Below are 22,787 nucleotides of genomic sequence, written 5' to 3'. Positions count from 1 at the left end.
TGACACATGAGTTTTTTTGACTTCCTTTAAAAAAGTGATTTAGTTGCAAATGTCGGAAAATAATACCATAGTTGTAGAAATTCAGTATCTCCCGGGTTTGGAATTCTGGACGTGCTACGAAAATTTTGAGACCATTCTCCTTGAAAAACACGAGCATTTTCAAAAGCAGACCTTCAGAAATCGGTGTCAGATATTAACGGCTCAAGGGGTTGATACGCTGGTAGTGCCAGTACTGGATGGACGCAGTAAGCATAAAACGCTGATTCAGGATGTAAAGATTGATTACCATCAACCCTGGATTAAGCGACATTGGGGGGCAATTGAAGCAGCTTATCGAAAAACTCCCTTTTTTGAGTACTTTGAAGAGAAATTTAGGAAGGTTTACGAACAAAAGCCTGACTTTTTGTACGACCTGAATAGGCAGATGCTGACAGTTTGTCAAGAGTTTTTGCGAGTGCCGGATAAATGTAAGGACACTGAAACCTATAATCTGGACTATGAATGGCCAATTATGGACGCCAGGGGCCTGATTTCACCCAAGAAGGGGCCGGAGGAACGGGGTTTTTATCAGCCCATACCTTATCGGCAAAATTTCGGGGAACAATTTTTTCCTAATCTAAGTATTCTCGATTTATTATTCTGTCAGGGAAATAAGGCTCGATCAATTTTGAAGGCTTCTATTAAAAATACATCAACAGAAAATACGTTGACAGTATAAAACCAGCAGATTTTATAGATTCTGGATTATAAATGAACAATAGCTGTTCGTCCGGCGTTAGCCGGTTAAATAAAGCACGCTAAACCTTAAGTATGGAAGCGAAATTTTCAAACCGCGTGAAAGAAGTCATCTCTTTGAGCCGAGAAGAAGCTCTGCGATTAGGGCATGACTACATCGGGACAGAGCATTTGCTTTTGGGTATGATCCGTGAAGGCGAAGGCGTGGCTGTTGCCCTGTTAAAGAAATTAAGTATCAACCTCGATGAGTTGCGAATGACGATCGAGCAAGCTACGAAGGGAACAGCAACGCACAGCGTTCGGAACATGGCCAATATTCCTTTGACTCGTCAATCGGAGAAGGTACTTAAAATGACTCATTTGGAGGCGAAGGTCTTCAAAACCCAGTTGATTGGCACTGAACACGTATTGTTAGCCATCCTTCGGGACGAGGATAACATTGCGACTCAGATTCTTCATAAGTTCAATGTGAACTACGAAATCGTTAAGGAAATGCTGGAATATCAATCAAACCCTAACATCAATGCCGGCCCGGATACGGACGACAACGATGAAGACAGCCGCATGTTTGGTTCCAGCCCTCGTAGTGAATCTGGTAAGCCAGGAGCAGAGAAATCCCGCACGCCGGTGTTGGATAACTTTGGCCGTGACCTCACCAAGTTAGCTGAACTGAGCAAGTTGGACCCTATTGTGGGCCGTGAGAAAGAAATTGAGCGGGTAGCTCAGATTTTGTCTCGCCGTAAGAAAAACAACCCTATTCTGATCGGGGAACCTGGCGTTGGTAAAACAGCCATCGCTGAAGGCCTTGCTCTCCGCATTGTTCAGAAGAAAGTAAGCCGCGTGCTCTTTGGCAAACGCGTCGTTACGCTCGATCTGGCATCGCTGGTAGCCGGTACTAAATACCGGGGTCAGTTTGAAGAGCGGATGAAGGCGGTAATGAATGAGTTGGAAAAATCACCCGAAGTGATTCTTTTCATCGACGAAATTCATACCATCGTTGGAGCTGGTGGAGCTTCTGGCTCACTGGATGCCTCTAACATGTTCAAGCCTGCTTTAGCTCGTGGGGACATCCAATGCATTGGTGCTACCACACTGGATGAATACCGGCAGTATATTGAGAAAGATGGTGCCTTAGCCCGTCGTTTCCAGATGGTTATGGTAGATGCTACTAGCATTGAAGAAACCATTGAGATTCTCAATAACATCAAAGATAAATACGAAGAACACCACCACGTTAACTATACACCCGAAGCTCTGGAAGCAGCGGTGAAATTGTCAGAACGTTACATTTCTGATCGCTTCCTGCCCGACAAAGCTATCGATGTGTTGGATGAAGTAGGTGCTCGTGTACACATCAATAATATTTCAGTTCCCGAAGACATTATTCAACTGGAAGAAGCAGTTGAAGAAGTGAAAAAGCAGAAAAATCAGGTCGTTAAATCGCAGAAATACGAAGAAGCGGCACAACTGCGGGATCGGGAAAAGAAATTACTTGAACAGCTTGACAAAGCGAAACAACGCTGGGAAGAGGATACGAAAACTCGTCGTTATACCGTAACGGAAGATAACGTTGCAGAGGTGGTAGCGATGATGACGGGTATTCCCGTACGTAGCGTGTCCAGCGATGAAGGCAAGAAGTTACTTACGCTTTCTGAAGATCTGAAAGGCAAAGTAATTGGTCAGGAATCTGCCATTGAGAAACTGGCTAAAGCAATCCAGCGGACGCGTGTAGGTCTGAAAGATCCGAAAAAACCGATTGGTTCTTTCATCTTCCTGGGCCCTACGGGAGTTGGTAAAACGGAATTAGCTAAAGTGCTGGCCTCCCACTTGTTCGACAAAGAAGATTCGTTGGTTCGGATCGATATGTCTGAATATATGGAGAAATTCAGCGTAAGCCGTCTCGTGGGGGCTCCTCCAGGATACGTGGGTTACGAAGAAGGCGGTCAGTTAACGGAAAAAATCCGTCGTAAGCCTTACTCAGTTGTCTTGCTTGACGAGATTGAAAAAGCTCACCCGGATGTATTTAACATTCTGTTACAGGTGCTGGATGACGGTATCTTGACGGATGGTTTAGGTCGTCGGGTTGATTTCCGGAATACGATCATTATCATGACTTCGAACATCGGAGCTCGTGACCTGAAAGATTTCGGAACGGGTATTGGTTTCGCTACGAAAACTCGGGTGGATGGTCAGGACGAAGCGGTGAAAAGCACTATTCAGAATGCTCTGCGTAAGGCGTTCTCCCCTGAATTCCTGAACCGTCTGGATGATGTAATCATCTTCAACTCACTCGAACGCGAACACCTGCATCGGATCATTGAGCTGATGCTTGGAAAACTTTTCGCTCGGATCACTACGCTGGGTTACCGCGTTGAGTTAACCGAAGCCGCAAAAGACTTCCTGGCGAAGAAAGGATACGATCCTCAGTACGGAGCTCGTCCGCTGAACCGGGCCATCCAGCGTTACCTGGAAGATCCCGTAGCGGAAGAAATCCTTAAAGGAGATCTGGCCGAAGGCGATATTCTGCTAGCCGATCATGATGGAACCAGCGAAACGCTGACGATCACGGCTAAAAAACCAGAAACGATTACGGAAGAATAGATTTTCCTGAATAGATAGTAAAGAGAGTGGTGAAAGCCACTCTCTTTTTTATTGCCAGTTGGTAATGCGAAGCTTCCTAAAAAATTCATTCTCCTCCATTTCACGAACATCGCCAGGTTGTAAATCTCCCAAAGTAATCTCTTCAATGGATACCCGAATGAGCCGTTGGCAATGGTGATGGATTGCTTTCATCATCTTCCGAATTTGCCGAAATTTTCCTTCCGTTAGTGAAATAAGTAACCAGGTATGGGGACGGTCATCAGGATATTCCCAGCCACTTTGAAAGAGGTTCGCGGGTTTTTCTACGATATCGACCTGGCAGGGGGTGGTTTTGTAGTATAAATCTCCGGTGAGTGGAATAAGGACGCCCGTTCGTAAAGCTTCTAATGATTCGGGGCTTACTTGTTTATAAACCTGAACCAGATACCTGCGTTCGTGCGGAATATCGCCCTGAAAAAGAAGTTTAGTAACTTTTTTATTGGTAGTAAGTAATAGCAAACCTTCCGATTTATTATCTAATCGGCCAATGCAGTGCGTTCCTTCAGGAAAGTTGAAATTCAAGTTTCCTAACATATGCATAGCCTCGGCCCCAGTGAACTGCGATAGCATGTTAAAGGGTTTATTAACCAGAAAATACCGATGTGGCAAGGCTTCACTCATCATAAATAAGTACGGTAAAAAGAGAATAAGGACTTAAAAGTAATAGCTATGACGAGTTAATAGCTCAATATTCTGGCGATTCAAATCTAAAAAATGATAACCTACTTCTAGTGAATGCTATACATTATTGATTCGTTATCTTTGCCAAATGAATTCAGAAGAATCCAGCGGAAATACTGCTCTATTACTTGAGTTAACCACTTACAAAATGCCATTTGGGAAGCATAAAGATTCCCTGATTTCAGACTTACCCGTTTCTTACTTAGAATGGTTTGCCCGGGAAGGTTTTCCGCAGGGCAAGCTGGGTGTGCTGCTCCAAACCATGTACGAGATCAAACTCAACGGATTGGAATACTTACTGGACGGAATTAAGAAACAGCAGTTTAGATGATTTCCAAAGCCAGACTTCGCTACGGCTTCCTTATTCTTGTTACCATTGCTATAGGCCTTATTTCCAGAAAACTATCTTTTATACCTTTGGGGGTAGGAGATGCTTTATGGGCATTAATGATTTTCTGGATGATGATCTTCTGTTTCCCTACTGCAAAACTTGTTCGACTCATGTTAGTTAGTCTACTAATTTGTTTCGCCGTCGAAGCGAGTCAACTGTATCAGGCCGAGTGGATAAATGCTATCAGAAGAACGTTACCGGGCCGACTGATTCTGGGTCAGGGTTTCTTATGGTCAGACTTGTGGGCCTATGCAATAGGAGTATCGGCGGGAGGATTTGTTCAGGAAAAAGTAATAAACAAAACAGCGGAATAAAGGGCTGTTTTATTGTGGTGCAAGAATGTAGTAACGAAAATGGGTGAGGTTCATCCCCGGTTTCAGGGCACTAAATGAGAGCGTAAGTCAAACGTAAAAAATGTTAATATTCTATTTGACAATACGTTATCAGAATTTTTGCCTTTAGTTTTGTAGGGTTTTTCTTCCAATTCACCATCAGAATTTATTAAAAATTGAGTATATGAAATTAAACTATACCTTCTTCATTGGTTGTCTGTACTTATTATTTTCTTCTTCTGCATTTGCTCAGGTAAACATTACCTTTCCAGTAAAACGGATCGTTTTTCAGCGAAATGCGAGCAACAATGCCAGCGTAACTGTCTCGGGTAACTATGCGAATAATGCAGATAAAATTGAAGCTCGCTTCGTAGCTCGCAATGGTCAGGGAACCAGCACTAATTGGACTCCCATAGCAGCGGGCAGTGGGGTTTTTCAGGGAACCGTCCAGGTTTCCGGGGGCTGGTATGACGTGGAGGTTCGCTCTTCGGCGGGGGGAAATGTATTATCCAGCGGTAAAGTGGAGCGAGTAGGAGTAGGGGAGGTTTTTGTTATCGCCGGGCAGTCTAACGCTCAGGGCCGCAAAGACCAAACGGACATTCCTGAACCTCAGGACGACCGGATAAACGTCATTACCAATTTTACAGAAAATGAGAATAGCAGTCAGGAACCCGGAAATTCTTTTCCGGAATTCAATAAAATGACGGCTAGTATCAAATACGCTCCTTATGGCTATACAGCCTGGCATTGGGGACATTTAGGCGACCTACTGGCTCAACAATATAACGTGCCCATTTTGTTTATTAACTCGGCTTTCTCTGCAACGGGAGCTTATAACTGGGAAGAAAGCTCGAAGGGATTGGCTACCAAGAATCCCTTTGCTGATTTTAACCTCCCCATGGGAATGCCTTATGCCAATCTCAGGATTTCTTTGCAATATTATGGAAACCTTACCGGGGTTCGGGGGGTACTGTGGCATCAGGGCGAATGGGACGGATTAAATAACACCAATCCTGAAACGTATTATAATCAGTTAAAGACGGTCATTGAAAAATCAAGGGCTGATTTTGGTGGGAAAAACCTGTCCTGGATGATTGCGAGAGTGTCCTTATATGTAGGAGCAAACAATGCAACATTTACCAGTAGTAATGTGATTCAGGGGCAGAATTTGGTCGCTGAGCGTGTCTCTAACTGTTTCAAAGGTCCTGAAACGGATAATATTCAAAATCCCAGGAATCCAGCCGATCCCGCTCACTTTTATGGTTCGGAGTATCATAAAAAGCACGGTCAGGCTTGGTTTGATGCCATCAACAGTACTAACTTTTTAGGAGCATCCCAGCCGCAAACGGCAGCCAACATGTTGCAAACGGCTTTTGCCTGTGCGGGTTCCAGTCAGTTTAGCTTAACGCTGCAAAGTGCGACGGGTCAGGGACTTTGGATAAATTCCAGTAACGGTTCTACTCAATCGGGACAAAGTATTACCGGACAAGCAGGCGTAACCTATTATGCTCGTAGCAAAGATGGAGTAGGTAATTCGTCCTTTGCTCCTCCCTTTACGGTTCCTAGCGGAATCGGTACGCCCAGCATTTCAGCCACTAGTCTTGCGTTCTGCCCCGGCGGTAGCACCACCCTGACGGCTAACGGAGCTGGTACTAATTTCGTTTGGAGTAATGGACAAACGGGAAAGAGTATCACGGTGAAAGAAGCCGGAAGTTATACGGTAAAAATTAAGGATGCGGGTGGATGCGAATCGGGTAACTCTGCTCCGGTAGAAGTGAAATTATCGTCGGCTCTTGCGGCCCCTGAAATTACGGCTTCTACTAGCGTAGTTTGTGAAGGAAGCTCGGTAGTTTTAAGTGTTCCAGCGAATAGTAGTTATCAATGGAGCACGGGAGCTACTACCCAAAGCATTACGGTAAATGCGGCAGGAAGTTATACCGTCAAGGTAAAAGATGCCTTCGGCTGTGAGTCGTCGGTTTCCAAAGAGTACAAGTTAACCACTTCGCCCTTACCGGCGGCACCAACGCTAACGGCCTCTGGTTCTGTAACTAACCTTTGTCCCGGAACACAGGTAACTCTTAGTTCGTCTGCCGGAAGTTCTTACAAATGGAGTAATAACTCAACAGCACAAACTCTGGTGGTAACTCAGCCCGGTCGTTATACGGCTCAGGTAACCAATGCGAACGGATGTGTATCGCCCGTTTCGGCGGCCATTGAGGTTACGTACACCAGTAAGCCAAACACACCCGTTATCACCGCTTCTGGTAAACTGGACATTTGCGAAGGAGAGACAATCAAGCTTTCTTCCAGCAAGGCAGATAATTATTTTTGGTCGGATAATAGCAATACGCAGGAACTGACCGTTAGCAAATCCGGCGAGTTCAACGTGTATTCGACGAATGCCAACGGATGTAAGTCAGATCTTTCCAACACTATTCGGGTTACGGTTCATGCTCTTCCTGCGAAGCCTTCGGTAGTGGCTCAGGGGCCTTCAACCGTATGTGATGGGGTGGCTGTGAACTTAAATTCTACGGTTCAGGCTGCCACGTATAGCTGGAATACGGGTGAAACTAGTCCCAGCATCAGTACTACCAAAGCTGGAGATTATACAGTACTTGTGAAAGACCAGTATGGCTGTACTTCGCCCGTCTCAGATGCGTTGAAAGTTATCGTACGGTCGTTGCCCGCTACGCCCACCATTGCGGCAAGTGGCCCGGTAACTAACTTCTGTCCTGAAAATCCAGTAACGCTTACTTCTACTTCTTCTCAAAAATACACCTGGAATAATGGCTCTGCTGATCAGTCCATTAAGGTTAGTCAGGAAGGATCATTTACGGTGAAAGTGACGGATGAATTCGGGTGTACCTCTCTGCCTTCGGCAGTGGTTCAGGTAAAACCCTTCCCGAAACCTGCGACTCCAGTAGTAACGGCTTCAAGAAATCCTTCGTTTTGTGAAGGGGAAAGTGTAACGCTTTCGTCCACGCAGGCGGATACTTATAATTGGTCAGGAAATCAAACTACGAAGGATATCGTTGTGAATCAATCCGGCGTGTTCTCGTTGTTTGCCGTGAGTACTAATGGCTGTCGTTCCGACCAGTCAAATACAGTAACCGTAACTGTTCACCCATTACCGGCAAAACCTCAGGTAGTGGCCAGTGGTTCTACTTCCTTGTGTACGGGTGGATCGGTTAACCTGACGAGCTCTTCTGGATCGGGTTATTCGTATGTGTGGAGTAATGGAGCCAACCAGCAAACCATTAATGTTTCAACGGCTGGGAATTATAAAGTGAAAGTAATGGATGCGTTCGGTTGCGGTTCGGCTGAATCGGACGCGATAGCGGTAGTGGTGAATCCTCGTCCAGATAAGCCTGTGATTCAGGTGCAGGGTTCCCCGGTATTCTGTGCGGACAAAAACGTAACGCTTCAGGCGAATTCTGCGGAGACTTCTTTTGTGTGGAGTTCAGGTGAGAAAACCTCTTCCATCGTAGTCACCAAAGCAGGTACCTACAGTGTGCAGGCGATGAACATCTATAACTGTCTGTCAGTAGCTTCTGATGCAGTTAACACTACCGTTCGAGCCTTACCTCAGGCTCCGGTGATTCGGGCGTTAGGTAACCTGGAATTCTGTGAAGGCGGAACGGTTACACTAGCCTCCGACAACTCAGCTCTGAAACATAGTTGGACTAGCAATACTGCTACTCAAAATAGTATTGTGGTTTCACAATCGGGTACTTATACGGCTCGGGTAATGGATGAGCTGGGTTGTACTTCAACCACGTCTAATGCCATTACCGTGAAAGCAGATCCCCTTCCCACGACGCCAACGATTACGCAGGTGGGTACGTATAAATTACAGGCTGGAGGCACAGGAACGGTCTTCAACTGGAAACGCGATAATCAGGCTTTGGCTACGGAAGAATCAGTAATTAAAGCCTCCGCTTCGGGTACATATACAGTTCAGGCCGCTCTGGTCTACCGATTGGCATCAGGTAATAATTTAACCTGTTTTGCCAAAGAAACGGCAAGTTTCCGCTTCGTATTGGACCCCAACAGTCAGGAACTTAGCGTTTACCCCATTCCTGCGGTCAATGGTCGGGTAACCGTTGAGACGTTAAAAGGCTTGAAAAATGTGACGATCCGCCTTTTCACTATGGCTGGAAAGCAGGTATATGAACACAAGATGGCTTCATTGGAGGATACTCAAACGATTCTCGTCAATGAAAATTCAGGTCTATTAATCATGGTAGTAGACGCCGACGGATTCCACGCCAGCAAGCGGATTGTGGTTCATTCGTATTAATAGATAAGATGAATGAGTAATAGAAAATCCCTGGTCAATTTAATGACCAGGGATTTTTGCTTTTATAGACGTAGTGACGTGACTTTTATCGCGTTTGGTTGCCTACTCGCAGTCGCTCGGCTCTTACGCCGTGGTTGGTGTCTCACCAATTACAGTTTGCATACAAATGGCTGGTGAGACACCAGCCATGGCGGGAGATCTGATCCAAATGTATTTTAATACCAATCGGCCAGAGGCCTATCATTATTTCGTCACTCGGCTCTGCCGAGCGACTGAGGGTAGAGGTGGTTTTTCTATAATGTAGAGACGCGATGAAGTCGCATCTGGTTAAGAGGCAGCTTTTTAGCTGTGGTTGGTGTCTCACCAACTACAGTTTGTGTACAAATGGCTAGTGAGACACTAGCCATGGCGGGGATTATTCCTATCGCCTGACTAGACGCTATCTCATCGCATTTCTATAAATTTTTTTTCATGCAAATGCTATTATCCATGCCTATATACTGACCGTAGTTAGGAATAGGTTGGTAGCCACTGCGGGTATAAAGAGCAATGGCTGGTTGCTGGCGTTTTCCCGTTTCCAGTACGCAGTATTCATACCCCAATGCTTTCGCCCAGGTTTCCAGTTCCGTTAAAATCTGAGGAGCAATCCGTTCGCCGCGGCGTTCGGGCTTCACAAACATTCGTTTTACTTCAGCAGATTGCTCGTCAAAGGCCTTAATAGCTCCACAACCTACCGGTTCTTTTTCATCATAAGCGACGATAACCTCTTTGATAGAATCAACTTTATTGTATTGATCGTAAAACGCATGTTCCTCTCCATCGGTAATGGCAAGATAGGCGTCGAGTTCTTTAATTAACAGTCGGAAATCGGAGTTTTCAGAATTGGTTCGCAGAAACGTAATCATGGTTTTAGTAAAGCCTGGGCGTTAAGAAAGGAAAGACATTTTCACTTTTGCGAAGTAAGAAGAAAAGAGTTATATACCCAAAGGCCGCCCGATTCTGGCTCTCAATGCAGCAGTAGCTTCCCTAATCGAACAAATCCTGCCAAACAATCTTCGTTCGATGAGTCTTATTCCGTACGAATAGCTAATTTTGGGACCTAAATCGTACGTATTCCGAGCTGATGCCCGGAGCTTTAGTATTTACTCATGAGCCAGGATTTCCTCCGTATAGCCGTTCAAAAGTCCGGTCGCCTCAGCGAAGACTCTCTTTCCTTATTTAAAGAATGTGGAATCAAGTTCGATTCCAAAGCCGGAAAACTCAAGACCACTGCCAGCAATTTCCCCGCTGAATTTCTCTTCCTTCGGGATGATGACATTCCCGGTTACGTAGAAGACGGCGTGGCCGATATCGGGATTGTGGGCGAAAACGTACAGGTAGAAACTGGACGTAAGGTAGACATCGCCAAGAAGTTAGGTTTCTCGAAATGCCGTTTATCCATTGCTATCCCTCGCGGCGATAGTTATGAAGGGGTAAAAGACTTGCATGGAAAAAGCATCGCCACCAGTTACCCCGTCATTCTGGGCAACTTCCTGAAAGAGAACGAAATCGAAGCCGAAATTCACGAAATCAGTGGTTCGGTAGAAATCGCACCCAGTATAGGCTTGACCCACGCGGTTTGTGATATCGTTTCTTCCGGTAGCACGTTACTGGCTAATGGCCTTTCGGAAGTGGAAGTAATCTTCCGTTCGGAAGCGGTAATGATTGCCAATACTTCGCTCAGCGAAGAGAAGAAGGCGATTCTTTCGAAATTGCTGTTCCGTATTCAGGCCGTTCAGACAGCCAAGAATAACAAATATGTAGTACTGAATGCCCCTAATGAGAAGCTGGATGCCATTACGGCTCTGCTTCCCGGCATGAAAGCCCCAACCATTGTTCCGTTGGGAACGGAAGGCTGGTCTGCCGTTCATTCGGTATTAAGCGAAGAAGATTTCTGGGATAAAATTGATGCCCTGCGTCTGGCCGGAGCCGAAGGAATTCTGGTCGTGCCGATTGAAAAGATGATTTACTAGTTTCGAACGCATACACTCATGCAACTTATTCGTTATCCCGAACCGGAAACCTGGGGCTCCGTTTTAGCTCGTCCGGTGCAGCAAATGGCTCAGATTGAGCAGTTGGTTCAACCCATTTTGCAGCACGTCCGGGATCATGGCGATGCAGCCCTGCGGGAATACGCATTAAAATTTGATCAGGTTCAACTGGATCGTCTGGATGTTCCTCTGGACGTAATAGAAGCGGCCGAGCATCTGCTTTCTGCCGAACTGAAAGAAGCCATCCAGCAGGCGGCTTCCAATATCGTTACCTTCCACTCAGCCCAACGGCAGTTACCCGAAAAGATTGAAACCATGCCCGGCGTGACCTGCTGGCGTAAATCAATCGGCATCGAGAAAGTTGGGATTTACATTCCCGGCGGCACGGCTCCCTTATTTAGCACAGTGCTGATGTTGGGCATTCCGGCTCAGTTGGCGGGTTGTAAGGAGATTATCTTATGCTCACCCAGTCAGCACCCCGCCATTCTTTACGCGGCCAAGCTGGTGGGGGTCACCAGGGTATATAACATCGGAGGAGCCCAGGCCATTGCAGCCATGGCTTACGGCACAGAAAGTATCCCTCAGGTATATAAGATTTTCGGACCGGGCAATCAGTTTGTAACGGCAGCGAAAATGCTGGTGGCTAAAGAAGGCATCGCGATTGATATGCCCGCCGGCCCGAGCGAGGTCGCCATATTTGCCGATGAATCCGCAAATCCCGCTTTCGTTGCGGCTGATTTGTTATCACAGGCAGAACACGGTAAAGACAGTCAGGTATTACTGGTTTCTACTTCGGAAGAAGTATTAACCCGTAGTATGAAGGAAGTAACGAAGCAGGTTCGGGAGTTACCCCGCGAGGATTTTGCCACGCCGGCTCTCGAAAACTCTAAAGCCATTCTGGTAAAAGACGAACGTGAAGCCCTTGATTTATTAAACGCTTACGCGGCTGAACACTTGATTCTGTCCGTAGAAAATGCCGAGGCTTTATCCGAGGAGATTACCAACGCAGGTTCAATTTTTCTGGGTCATTACACGCCGGAATCTGCGGGCGATTACGCTTCGGGAACGAATCACACCTTACCCACGAACGGTTACGCCCGGGCGTATTCCGGTGTTTCGCTGGATAGTTTCGTGAAGAAAATTACGGTACAATCCATTTCGCAGGAAGGACTGAAAAATATCGGTTCTACCATCATGGAAATGGCCGCCGCCGAGTCCCTCGACGCCCACAAAAAAGCCGTAGAAATTCGACTGAAAGAGTTGGGCTAGTTTTCAGTTGACGGTTTTCTGTTTTCAGTTTTTAGTCATTAAAAAATGATTTCAGTAAACCTGGCAGGTAGCACTGTAAACTGAAAACTATAAACTGAAAACAGAACATGTTTATTCTAGAAAAACTAATACGTCCGCACTTGCTGGCTTTGACGCCTTACTCTTCCGCTCGGGACGAGTATAGTGGCAAAGAAGGCGTGTTTCTGGATGCCAACGAAAACCCGCTGGGTTCTTCGACTAATGAAAATTTTAACCGTTATCCTGATCCGTACCAATGGGCGGTAAAGGAGAAACTGGCTCCGATCAAAGGCGTTCGTACGAGTCAGATTTTATTAGGAAATGGCTCTGATGAGCCCATTGACCTTTTGGTTCGGGCTTTTGCTGAGCCAAAGGAAGATCATATCCTGATTTTGCCACCTACGTATGGGATGTATGAGGTTTCGGCCAATATCCAGAATGTGGCGGTAAAAAAAGTGCCTTTAACTACCGACTTCCAGATTGATGTGGATGCCGTTCTGGCAGCGGTAGAAGAGCATACCAAGATTATCTGGTTATGTTCGCCTAATAATCCCTCGGGCAACCTGCTGCGTCGGGAGGATATTTTGCGAATTATTGAAGGAACGTCGTGTATCGTGGTGGTGGATGAAGCCTATATTGACTTCGCTGCCGATGCGACCATGGTTCCTTTACTCAATCAATATCCTAATCTGGTGGTGTTACAGACGTTCTCCAAAGCTTGGGGACTGGCTGGTTTACGCGTGGGGATGTGTTTTGCCAGCGAAGCGATCATTGCTCTGCTGAACAAAATCAAATCGCCTTATAATATCAGTAGCATGACCCAGCGGTTGTTACTCGAAGCCCTGGATCATGTCGAGAAGAAAAACGAAATGGTGGAAGTAATCGCCGTGAACCGTACGCGGTTACGCGAGCGTCTGGAAGCCCTGCCGAATGTTGAACACGTATTTGCGACGGACTCTAACCAACTGTTAGTCAAGTTTCAGGATTCGGCGGCTGTTTTTTCTTACCTACTTGAACACAAAATTATCGTTAGAGATCGTTCTAAAGTCAAACACTGCGACAATTGCCTCCGAATCTCGGTCGGCACTCAGGAGGAAGATGATGTATTGATGCAATCATTACAACAATTTGCTCGGGAGCTTGTCCATAGTTAATGTTAGTTTTGCTTGTGTGTTGTGAAGGAGATCTGTCTCGGGTCTCCTTCACTGTATGCAAGGTTTCCTCCAGCCGAATCACCTATCTAATTGGTCCATGAAAGTATTCATTATCTCTGCATTGGTAACCCTAGGCTTGGTTACTTCTTCCCTTGAAAGTAAAGCCCAGGAAATCAACACCTCTCCTCAACGCAAGTATGCGGTTGGCTTTAAAGTAGGAGAACCCCTGGGCCTGAATGCCCGTATTTATACCCGAAACAACCGTGGCCTGGACCTAAGCTTTGGTACATACGGAATGCTTTGGGGCAGTAACCGTAAGTATGGCCCACACGGCAGATTCAAGAATACAGGCTGGGCCTTAAGTGCCAATTATATCTTTCACACGGATAACGAAGGGAAAAATTTCCAGGCTTATTACGGCTTTGGTGGACAAATCACCAGCCGCCGAAGTTATCCCGAGCGTCTAGCTCCTTATAATGCTTACGAAAACCGGACGGGTATTGGAGCGAGTGGTCTGGCTGGTGTAGAATACTTCCTGCCTCAGTCGCCCTTGTCTATCTTCGTCGATGCCGGTTTGTACCTGGAAGTGATTCCTGTTCCGGCATTCATGCACGTGCAGGCCGGTATCGGAACCCGTTTTAATTTCTAATATTAGGTTAGACAGGTAGGAACCTGCCTTATTGTAGGAACCAGTTGGATAAAACCACGGCCCAAGTAGAGACGCGACTTTGGACTAGCCCCAAGAAGTTGGACGGTTGTTTTAAAAGCCAGCGTTGATGCGGAAGTCTACGGGACTCATACCCTGTAGGTTCAAACGGATTCGCTGGTGATTGTAATAGTGAATGTACTGCCTGATGTCTTTTTCTAAAGCCTGGATACATTCATAACTGTTAAGGTAAAATAACTCACTTTTAAGCGTACCAAAAAAATTTTCCATCACCGCATTATCCAGACAATTCCCCTTTCTGGACATACTTTGGATCAGACCCTGCTTTTTCAGTCTTCTCTGATAGGGTTTCATCTGATATTGCCAGCCCTGGTCCGAGTGTAACAAGAGCCTCGTAGGAGCAGGCAATTTAGCTAAGGCCTCTTCCAGCATCCGACTTACCTGTTTAAAATTGGCTCGCTCCGAGAGATCATAACTGACAATCTCACCATTGTAAAGATCTAGTATGGGGGATAAATACAGTTTTTGAGCACCCACTTTGAACTCGGTGACATCGGTCACCCACTTGGCAAAAGGCTTTTCTGCTGTAAACTCCCGATTCAGTAGGTTGGGAGTGGTGGGAGCCTTTTCTCCCCGATAGGACCGGTATTTTTTGAGGCGAATCCGGCTTCTGAGCTGCAACTCTCCCAAGAGTTTGAACACCGTTTTATGATTGAGCGTATAGCCTTCTGCCCGTAGAACAGAGGTCAGGCGTCGGTAGCCATAGCGTCCCTGATGTTGCTGATAAAGCTGGCTCAGCCGCTGTTTATGGGGAGCATACTTGCCTAACCTATCCCTGCTTTTGAGTTGATAGTAGTACGTACTGCGGGCGAGCTGAGCGGCCCTTAGTAGCAGCGATAGATCATAATCAGGCCTTAATTCATGCACAATCAGGGCTTTTTGCCTTTTTTCTGGGCCTGAATCAAGGCTCGTAACTTTTTTAGGTAAGCCACCTCCGCCTGCAGTCGTTTATTCTCCTCAACGACTCGCTCGTATTCACTGGCGGGCACTCGACTCGATTGGGATGAAGCCATAGGGGGGAAATCGTTAAGCTCATCGCTCTGCTGGGGGTAATTTGCCAGGGCCCTGTTAATCCAACCCCGAAGCACACTAGTCGAGCGAAGAGAAAAAGTCAAACAAACTTCCCGCAAAGATAAGTCTTGAGTCAGAAAAGCGGCAACGGCGGCAGTTTTGATCGATTCGGAATAGCGATGTTGATGCGAAACGCATGCCAGAGCCGATGGCCCAAAGGCTTCATACCCATCGATCCATCGTCGTAGCATGGACTCGTGAATACCGTAAGCTCGGGCTAGGGCGTGAATCGATGCTTTACTCGACTTGGCCGCTTCCACCGCTGCTTTCTTAAAGGCATAACTATACTTCTTTTTCTTTTGCATTGCTCCTTTCAGTTAATGTCTAACTTTTCGGGGGCAATCCACTTTATCGCGTCTGGGTAAGAGGCGGTTTTGTTACCTTGACGCCATGTTTGGTGTCTCACCAAACACAGTTTGCGTATAAATGACTGGTAAGACACCAGCCGTGGCGGGGTTCTTTCCATCCCCCAGCCAGACGCGATAAAGTCGCGTCTCTACCATTTCAAAACTAAAACTTCTGGTTAAACTGTGTACATCACAGCTTCCTATACCCATTTATTTGAAATATCATTTTTAGACAGTCTCTAAGATTTTCAAGAGAAAGTAACAGGAATTGTAGGAAAGCATTGTAAATTCATACTTCATACAAGCTAAGCAGGCTCAGCCTGCTTTTTTCTTCATTAATGTTTACCATCTATGCTGCCTCTGCTGGTTCTGGAAAGACCTTCACGCTAACGAAAGAATTTTTAAAGCTTGCCCTAGCCGATCATCCTGATCTTGAAGAAGAGGGAAAATGGAAATTCAGTCCGTATTACTTTCAGCATATTCTGGCGGTAACCTTTACCAACGATGCCGCTCACGAAATGAAGAAGCGGATTCTGGATACCTTGCTGGATTTAAAAAAGTATCAGGATCTTGACCCCGCCCGTCAGAAAAAAGTAAAGGCTTTGCGGGAGTTACTATTGGTCGAAATCACGGATCCTGTCACGGGTGCGGGGATTAGCGAAGCAGAATTACAACGACGGGCCGCCCAGACTTTTCAGGTGTTACTACATCAGTATGGACGCTTGTCGGTATCCACCATCGACAGTTTTACGCAACGCGTAGTATCCGCTTTTACGGAAGAATTAGGCATTCCTTATAACTTCGAAGTAAGCCTCGAATCGGACGTACTGGTGGCGGCTGGTGTGGAGCAGTTACTTTCCAAAGTAGGCCAATCGGAGTTTAATCAGTTAACGCTGGTGCTGGAAGAATTAGTGGCAGAACTAGCCGATCAGGGAAAGAGCTGGAAGTCGCTTCAAACGGAGTTATTATCCGTTGGAAAAAAAATACTGGACGATAAGCACCGCGATGCCTTAAAGAAACTGGAAGATTTAAGCATAGCCGATTTCTGGGAAATTCGAAAGAAAATACGGGACTATTGTGCTTGCCAGGATACCGAGTATCGGCGTTTGGGGAAAGTAGCGGTAGAGTTAATTGAAGAAAAGGCAACTTTATCCATTGCCGATTTTAGTTATGGAGCCAACGGGGCGGCGGGTTTTCTCCAGAAAATTCGGGATGGCCATAAAACGTTTGCCGAAGGAATTTCCAGCCGTCTTTATTCCGTCGTTCGTCGGGAGCAAAACTGGCTGAAGGCCAAAGTCGCTTTACCCATCTTGTCCAGTTTTGAAACCATTGAATCGGAGCTGGAAGTGGTGGGGCGAGAGCTAATACAACTGCACGAATCCCAAATTCAGAAGTACACCCTCTGTCTGGAAATTGATAAACATTTGCATAAACTGGCCTTGCTCAAGCAGTTATCCGACGAAGTAAAGGCCATTGAAGATCATTCCGGACAAATTCACATTTCGCGGTTCAATCAGTCCATTCTGAACATTGTCCTGGAAGAACCGATCCCGTTTCTCTACGAACGCCTCGGCGAGAAGTTTCATCATATCCTGATTGATGAGTTTCAGGATACTTCCCAGCTTCAGTGGCTCAACTTTATGCCGCTGATTGACAATAGTTTATCCGCCGATTACTACAATCTTGTGGTAGGCGATGCCAAGCAAAGTATCTACCGTTTTCGGGGTGGAGAAATGGAGCAACTGGTGTATTTGCACGAAGGGAAAGACCTTACGCCCATGTTACCCGCTGGCAATGAGATTAACTGGAACGTGGGCGACCGACTTTTAACGATTAAAGGTAAGCTAGTGCCTCAGGTGCTGGACTTTAACCGTCGGAGTTGTCGGGAAATTATAGATTTTAACAACGATATTCTAAAACATATCCTGGCTAACCAGGTGCCAGCAGATTGGGAGGTAACTCCTCGGATTTACAGTGCTTACGTTCAAAAAGCACCCGATAACCCTAAATGTGGCGGCCATGTGCAAATTGATTTTCTGGATAGTGAGAGGCCAGCCACGCCCGAGTTTATTCTGAACCAAATCTCGGAATGCCTTGCCGACGGGTACGAGTATAAAGACATTGCGATCCTTTGTCGAAAGAACAAACACGCTCGTGAACTAGCCGATACCCTGACTTCCCAAGGGATTCGGGTAATCTCGGCGGATTCGTTATTGGTCAGTGCCTCACCAGTGGTTAACCTGGTTATTGCTTTTTTACGAGTACTGAATACGCCCGATCAGCCGCTGGCCAAATATGAAGCGGCCTATTTATTCCTCAAGGAAATTCAGGGGCAGGTTCCTGAAGAACAGGTAAACACCCGCATTCGCCAAATGGTGGAAGCACCGGATATGGGTGCATTCTGGACCTGGGTACGGGAAAAAGAGCTGGAAAAAATAGCTGATTTACCGAAGGAAGTAGCCAGCACCCAACTCAATGCTTTTCTCATGCAGAAAGCCAGTCTGTTTGAAAGTTGTGAGGAGTTAATTGCTCGGTTCAAACTCTTTGATAAACCTGATCAAGCGGCTTATTTATTCCGTTTTCTGGATTATGTACAGGATTTTTCAACGCGAAAAAGCGGCCATTTAAGTGATTTCTTACTCGACTGGGAGCAGCAGAAGTTCAAGCTTTGCGTAAGCTCACCGGAAGGGGCTAATGCCGTACGGATTCAAACGATCCATAAATCCAAAGGGCTTGAATTCCCAGTTGTATTACTGCCTTACGCCAACTGGAGCTTCAAAAACAACCTCTGGGATGAAATCTGGGGCGATCTGGAAAGCATGGAGGCTGAGGAGTTAACATTGGTGTCAGCGGATGATAAACCATCCCGTAGTTTGAAAGTGGCTCCGTTTTCGGTTTCCCAACGCCTGGCAGCTACCCACTTGAAAGAAGCCTACGAAAAAGAAACAGAACAGACCTTTCTGGACAATCTGAATTTACTATACGTAGCCCTGACTCGCCCCGTCGAAAGGGTGTATATCTCGATGGAAACCAAGCTTTCGAAAAAAGGGGAGGTAACGGGACTAAAAGATACCGTGGGGGTATTCTTTTCGGATTATGTAAATGCCTGCGAAGGCACGCACATACTCAAACAGGGGGAAAAGCGAGTTAAGTCAGAGAAAAAAGAACAGGAAGATAAAGTGGTAATTACGGGAGTTATCACCCAAGATCGCCGGGGTAGTATGCGTCTGCGGCGGCAGAAAGATCGGTTAAGTGAGCTGGATTCTTTTGCCATGCAGAAGGATTGGGGGAACAAAGCTCACATCGTCATGCGGGAAATCAACTCCCCTGAAGATGTACCCATCGTAATTGATCGGATGCAGAAAAGGGGCTTACTAGATGAGACGCAGGTGTTGCGAATGACGGAAGCCATTAATCGGATTTTGAGCAAGGAAGAAATGAAACCTTACTTTGAAATGCCCGCAGAGTTTTTATCAGAACGGGAAATTCTCATGCCCAATGGAGAAGTCATTCGCCCCGACCGGGTAGTCATTCGTCCCGATCAGACCGTCGCTATTCTTGACTATAAGACGGGTCAGGCCAGGGATAGTCATAAAGATCAAATCAAAAAATACGCCCGTCGTTACCGCGAAATGGGTTATAAACACATCGAAGGCTGGATCGTCTATCTGGAATCCGGCGAATTGGTTCAGGTTAGTTAATGGTTCGTTTTCTGTTATCACGAACCACAGCGTTATGCAGAGTTTGGCACTGAGTAACGCTGAGTAAAACATTGTGAAACTCTGTGGTTATTCAGTAACGAACTAACTTTCCTTCAATCCTAAATACTTCATTATGAATACCGCAGTAGCGTTTATCTCAAGTCAGTTATCCCTTTCGGCTCGTTCGGTTGAGCAAACCATTCAATTATTAGATGAAGGCGGAACCGTGCCTTTCATTGCCCGCTATCGGAAAGAAGCTACGGGCAGTCTGGATGAAGTCCAGATTCAGCATATCAAAGACCAGTACGAGAAGTTTAAGGAGGTTGAGAAACGTCGGGAGAGTATAATCCAATCCATTAGCGAGCAGGGCAAACTTACGGCTGATTTGCGAAAGCAACTGGAGCAGGCCACAACGTTAACTCAACTCGAAGATTTATACCTGCCGTATAAACCCAAGCGTAAAACCAAAGCCAGCATTGCGATTGAAAAAGGCCTGGAACCTTTGGCAAAACTGATCTTCGAACAACGTGAACGAGACATTGAAGCAAATGCCCAGAAATTTATTACTGATAAAGTTCTGACGCTGGAAGAGGCTTATCAGGGAGCCAGTGATATTATGGCCGAATGGATTTCTGAAAATGCCGACGCCCGTACAGCCGTTCGACGGGTTTTTGAGCGGGAGGCCATCGTTTATTCAAAGGTAAAAAAGAACAAGGAAACCGAAGGAGCCAAGTATCGGGATTACTTCGATTTCTCGGAAGAATTACGCAAAATTCCCTCGCACCGATTGCTGGCCATGCGTCGGGGAGAAGAAGAAGGGATTTTATCGGTGAGTATCACACCGGATGAGGAAAATGCTCTTAATCAGCTAGACCGATTGTTCGTTCGGGGGCAATCTCCCGCAAAACCTTTTGTCGAAGATGCCATTACTGATAGTTACAAACGTCTGATTAAGCCCAGTATCGAGAACGAATTTGCCAAGCTTTCCAAAGAAAAGGCCGATGCTGAAGCGATTACGATTTTCACGGGTAACCTCCGACAATTGCTACTATCTTCACCTTTGGGACAAAAACGGGTATTAGCCATTGACCCCGGTTACCGAACGGGTTGCAAAACCATTTGTCTGGATGCTCAGGGTAACCTGGTTGCCGATACTGTGATTTATCCTTTTGATAAAAAACAAGAAGCTGAAGGTAAAATTCGTCAACTCATTGCTACCCATAGAATGGAAGCTTTAGCTGTTGGTAACGGAACGGCAGGACGCGAAACGGAAGATTTCCTCAAAAGCTTAAATCTGGATTTACCCATTTTTATGGCTTCGGAGCAGGGGGCTTCCATTTACTCAGCTTCGGAGGTAGCCCGAGAAGAATTTCCCGATAAAGACATTACCGTTCGCGGAGCCGTGTCCATTGGTCGGCGATTGATGGACCCCTTGGCTGAGCTAGTAAAGATCGATCCCAAATCCATTGGTGTAGGTCAGTATCAGCACGATGTGGATCAAAGCGATTTGAAGAAGAGTCTGGATACCGTTGTCGAGAGCTGTGTGAACGCCGTCGGGGTTAACCTGAATACGGCCAGCAAACACTTGCTGAGTTATGTGTCAGGGCTGGGTTCTTCGCTGGCTCAGAACATTGTTACCTATCGCAAGGAGAACGGGGCATTCAAGTCCCGAAAAGAACTTATGAAGGTGCCACGGCTGGGCAGTAAGGCTTTTGAGCAGTGTGCGGGATTCCTTCGTATTCCTGAAGCGGGCAACCCTTTGGATAACTCGGCAGTTCACCCCGAAAGTTATGGCATCGTTGAGCACATGGCAAAAGATCTGGGTATTACCGTTAAACAACTCATTGAACAGCCCGAACAGCGAAAAAAGGTTTCGTTAGCCAAATACGTTACTGAAAAAGCAGGATTACCCACCCTACAGGATATTATCTCTGAGTTGGAAAAACCCGGTCGGGACCCTCGTCAGCCCCTGGCTGCATTTGAATTTGATGCTTCCGTTCGCAAACCTGAAGACTTGAAAGAAGGCATGATTCTGCCCGGAATTGTGACGAATATTACCGCTTTTGGTGCGTTTGTAGACGTTGGCGTAAAACAAGACGGCCTTGTTCACGTTTCTCAATTAGCCAATCGTTTCGTGCGTGATCCGAATGAAGTCGTTAAGTTACAACAACAGGTTCAGGTGAAGGTAGTAGAGGTCGATTTAGCCCGCAAACGGATTGCCCTGAGCATGAAATTCTAAGCTTATACAAGTCTTTTATCGGATTCAGGGATCTGAAAAATATGCTTGAAAAATTGTCGTTTTCAAAGCTGAAACATTACCTTCAAGCCGATAAGAGACTTTTCTATGCAAAGTTTTTTACGAGCCAACCACTTTTAATAAGTTGAAAATCAGACCTGTTCTGTGATTCGCTTTCATCATTTACTTAAACTTCGGCCTATGAGTTTTCGGATATTTCCGCTCCTTTGTATGCTGAGTATTTTACTTAGTTCCTGTGAATTATTTCGTACCACTACGCGATCAGCTCCGGCCACCCGGCAAACCGCTGGTCGTGCGGTACATCGGCCTGCTGCCGGTAACGCTGGTCACGTAGCCCGCTCGGCGGGAGGAACCGCTTCCAGTAATATGGCCTCCCGGCCTTATATTCCGATGACTAAAAAAGCGGAGTATAACCCCAAGGCGGTTCGTTACAACAATTATGTCGTTAATGACTTAATCAACACGGCGAAAAGTTACGGCGGAACGAATTACCGTACGGGTGGAGGCACCAGTGTGGGGCTAGACTGCTCGGGGCTAGTTCAGGTAAGTTTCAAACAGATTGGCTTGAAATTACCCCGCACCGCCTCCGAACAGGCTGTGGTAGGGCAGACCATTCACGTGAATGACTTACGCCCCGGCGACCTCGTTTTTTTCAATACCGATTTTAAAGGAAAATCCATCTCCAAAATCAATCACACGGGCATAGTTACGCACGTGAACGGAGATCAGGAGGTTATGTTTATCCATGCTTCCAGTAGCCGCGGAGTCATTGAAGATAACCTGTACGCGGATTACTGGCAGCGGGGATTTATCAAGGCCACTCGGCTGCTTGACTAAGCCCGAAGTCTTTCCCAGTCGGGGTGTCTCTGCAGATAGATCCGAATAAAAGGGCAGTACGGCACCATTTTCAACTGGTTTTCTTCAAGGTATTGAAAAACCTTTTCAACGATGGCTGAGCCTACCCCTTGCCCCTCGTAATGCTCCGGTACTTCGGTGTGATCCAGTGCCAGCGTCTGATCATCCAGCCAGCGGTAGGCTACAATAGCCATGTCGTTTTCAAGGGGTAACTCAAATTGTTGATCAGCTTCGTTATGGTGAAGGGCTATCTTCTTGATTTCCATAGAGATAAGTTGG

17 protein-coding genes are annotated in these 22,787 nt (G+C 46.3%); 12 read left to right on the top strand and 5 right to left on the bottom strand.

All coding sequences use genetic code 11. The annotated features are described in order from the left end of the window. Nucleotides 1–49 precede the first annotated feature (49 nt). Both QE357_RS12605 and QE357_RS12600 read left to right on the top strand, forming a co-directional pair. On the top strand, nucleotides 50–718 hold the full coding sequence (locus tag QE357_RS12605; RefSeq protein WP_106637871.1) for a WbqC family protein: 669 nt from the start codon (nucleotides 50–52) through the stop codon (nucleotides 716–718). Between the two features lie 92 nt (nucleotides 719–810). Then, entirely contained in the window at nucleotides 811–3,336 is a 2,526-nt protein-coding gene (locus tag QE357_RS12600; protein ID WP_106637872.1) for an ATP-dependent Clp protease ATP-binding subunit, read from the top strand. A gap of 48 nt (nucleotides 3,337–3,384) precedes the next feature. Here QE357_RS12600 and QE357_RS12595 read toward each other — a convergent pair whose 3' ends face one another. Continuing rightward, nucleotides 3,385–3,999: a pseudouridine synthase gene (locus QE357_RS12595; RefSeq protein WP_309707877.1), complete on the bottom strand. Its 615-nt coding sequence runs from the start codon at nucleotides 3,997–3,999 to the stop codon at nucleotides 3,385–3,387. A gap of 145 nt (nucleotides 4,000–4,144) precedes the next feature. Between QE357_RS12595 and QE357_RS12590 the strand changes: the two genes are divergently transcribed. The 3 genes from QE357_RS12590 to QE357_RS12580 all read left to right on the top strand — a co-directional run bounded on the left by QE357_RS12590 (nucleotide 4,145) and on the right by QE357_RS12580 (nucleotide 9,079). Next, nucleotides 4,145–4,387: a DUF3820 family protein gene (locus QE357_RS12590; protein WP_106637874.1), complete on the top strand. Its 243-nt coding sequence runs from the start codon at nucleotides 4,145–4,147 to the stop codon at nucleotides 4,385–4,387. Beyond that, entirely contained in the window at nucleotides 4,384–4,761 is a 378-nt protein-coding gene (locus QE357_RS12585) for a DUF2809 domain-containing protein (RefSeq protein ID WP_309707873.1), read from the top strand. The genes QE357_RS12590 and QE357_RS12585 overlap by 4 nt, the downstream gene beginning before the upstream one ends. Nucleotides 4,762–4,963: 202 nt before the next feature. Next, entirely contained in the window at nucleotides 4,964–9,079 is a 4,116-nt protein-coding gene (locus QE357_RS12580; RefSeq protein ID WP_309707870.1) for a sialate O-acetylesterase, read from the top strand. A gap of 455 nt (nucleotides 9,080–9,534) precedes the next feature. Here QE357_RS12580 and QE357_RS12575 read toward each other — a convergent pair whose 3' ends face one another. Next, the gene (locus QE357_RS12575) at nucleotides 9,535–9,984 is read right to left on the bottom strand and encodes a GNAT family N-acetyltransferase (RefSeq protein ID WP_309707867.1); all 450 of its coding nucleotides are present in this window, start codon (nucleotides 9,982–9,984) and stop codon (nucleotides 9,535–9,537) included. 243 nt (nucleotides 9,985–10,227) lie between these two features. Here QE357_RS12575 and hisG point away from each other — a divergent pair, with 243 nt between their 5' ends. The 4 genes from hisG (at nucleotide 10,228) to QE357_RS12555 (ending at nucleotide 14,199) form a co-directional block, all read left to right on the top strand. After that, nucleotides 10,228–11,091 (top strand): ATP phosphoribosyltransferase, encoded by an 864-nt coding sequence (gene hisG, locus QE357_RS12570; protein WP_106638255.1) that lies wholly within the window; start codon nucleotides 10,228–10,230, stop codon nucleotides 11,089–11,091. An 18-nt stretch (nucleotides 11,092–11,109) separates the two neighbouring features. Continuing rightward, nucleotides 11,110–12,378: a histidinol dehydrogenase gene (gene hisD, locus QE357_RS12565; protein WP_309707857.1), complete on the top strand. Its 1,269-nt coding sequence runs from the start codon at nucleotides 11,110–11,112 to the stop codon at nucleotides 12,376–12,378. Nucleotides 12,379–12,485: 107 nt separating this feature from the next. After that, a complete protein-coding gene (hisC, locus tag QE357_RS12560; RefSeq protein WP_309707855.1) occupies nucleotides 12,486–13,550 on the top strand; it encodes a histidinol-phosphate transaminase in 1,065 nt (354 codons plus the stop codon). A 97-nt stretch (nucleotides 13,551–13,647) separates the two neighbouring features. Continuing rightward, a complete protein-coding gene (locus tag QE357_RS12555; protein WP_309707851.1) occupies nucleotides 13,648–14,199 on the top strand; it encodes a hypothetical protein in 552 nt (183 codons plus the stop codon). A gap of 111 nt (nucleotides 14,200–14,310) precedes the next feature. On the opposite strand, the gene QE357_RS12550 is transcribed toward QE357_RS12555, so the two are convergent. Together QE357_RS12550 and QE357_RS12545 are read right to left on the bottom strand one after the other, a co-directional pair. Further along, on the bottom strand, nucleotides 14,311–15,144 hold the full coding sequence (locus tag QE357_RS12550; RefSeq protein ID WP_309704883.1) for an IS3 family transposase: 834 nt from the start codon (nucleotides 15,142–15,144) through the stop codon (nucleotides 14,311–14,313). A 2-nt stretch (nucleotides 15,145–15,146) separates the two neighbouring features. After that, entirely contained in the window at nucleotides 15,147–15,653 is a 507-nt protein-coding gene (locus QE357_RS12545; RefSeq protein ID WP_309704884.1) for a transposase, read from the bottom strand. Nucleotides 15,654–16,033: 380 nt separating this feature from the next. On the opposite strand from QE357_RS12545, the gene QE357_RS12540 reads away from it, so the two are divergent. From QE357_RS12540 to QE357_RS12530, 3 genes are all read left to right on the top strand, one after another. Then, the gene (locus QE357_RS12540) at nucleotides 16,034–19,396 is read left to right on the top strand and encodes a UvrD-helicase domain-containing protein (RefSeq protein WP_309707849.1); all 3,363 of its coding nucleotides are present in this window, start codon (nucleotides 16,034–16,036) and stop codon (nucleotides 19,394–19,396) included. Nucleotides 19,397–19,529: 133 nt separating this feature from the next. Next, complete coding sequence (locus QE357_RS12535) at nucleotides 19,530–21,635, top strand: Tex family protein (RefSeq protein WP_309707847.1); 2,106 nt, start codon at nucleotides 19,530–19,532, stop codon at nucleotides 21,633–21,635. Between the two features lie 228 nt (nucleotides 21,636–21,863). Further along, complete coding sequence (locus tag QE357_RS12530; protein ID WP_309707844.1) at nucleotides 21,864–22,490, top strand: C40 family peptidase; 627 nt, start codon at nucleotides 21,864–21,866, stop codon at nucleotides 22,488–22,490. Here QE357_RS12530 and QE357_RS12525 read toward each other — a convergent pair. Further along, nucleotides 22,487–22,774 (bottom strand): GNAT family N-acetyltransferase, encoded by a 288-nt coding sequence (locus QE357_RS12525; RefSeq protein WP_106638250.1) that lies wholly within the window; start codon nucleotides 22,772–22,774, stop codon nucleotides 22,487–22,489. The genes QE357_RS12530 and QE357_RS12525 overlap by 4 nt on opposite strands. Between the last annotated feature and the right edge of the window lie 13 nt (nucleotides 22,775–22,787).

This window comes from Siphonobacter sp. SORGH_AS_0500, assembly GCF_031453245.1.
Classification (GTDB): Bacteria; Bacteroidota; Bacteroidia; order Cytophagales; family Spirosomataceae; genus Siphonobacter.
Note: the sequence above shows the minus strand (reverse complement) of the source record. Positions and strands in the feature narration are given on the sequence as shown.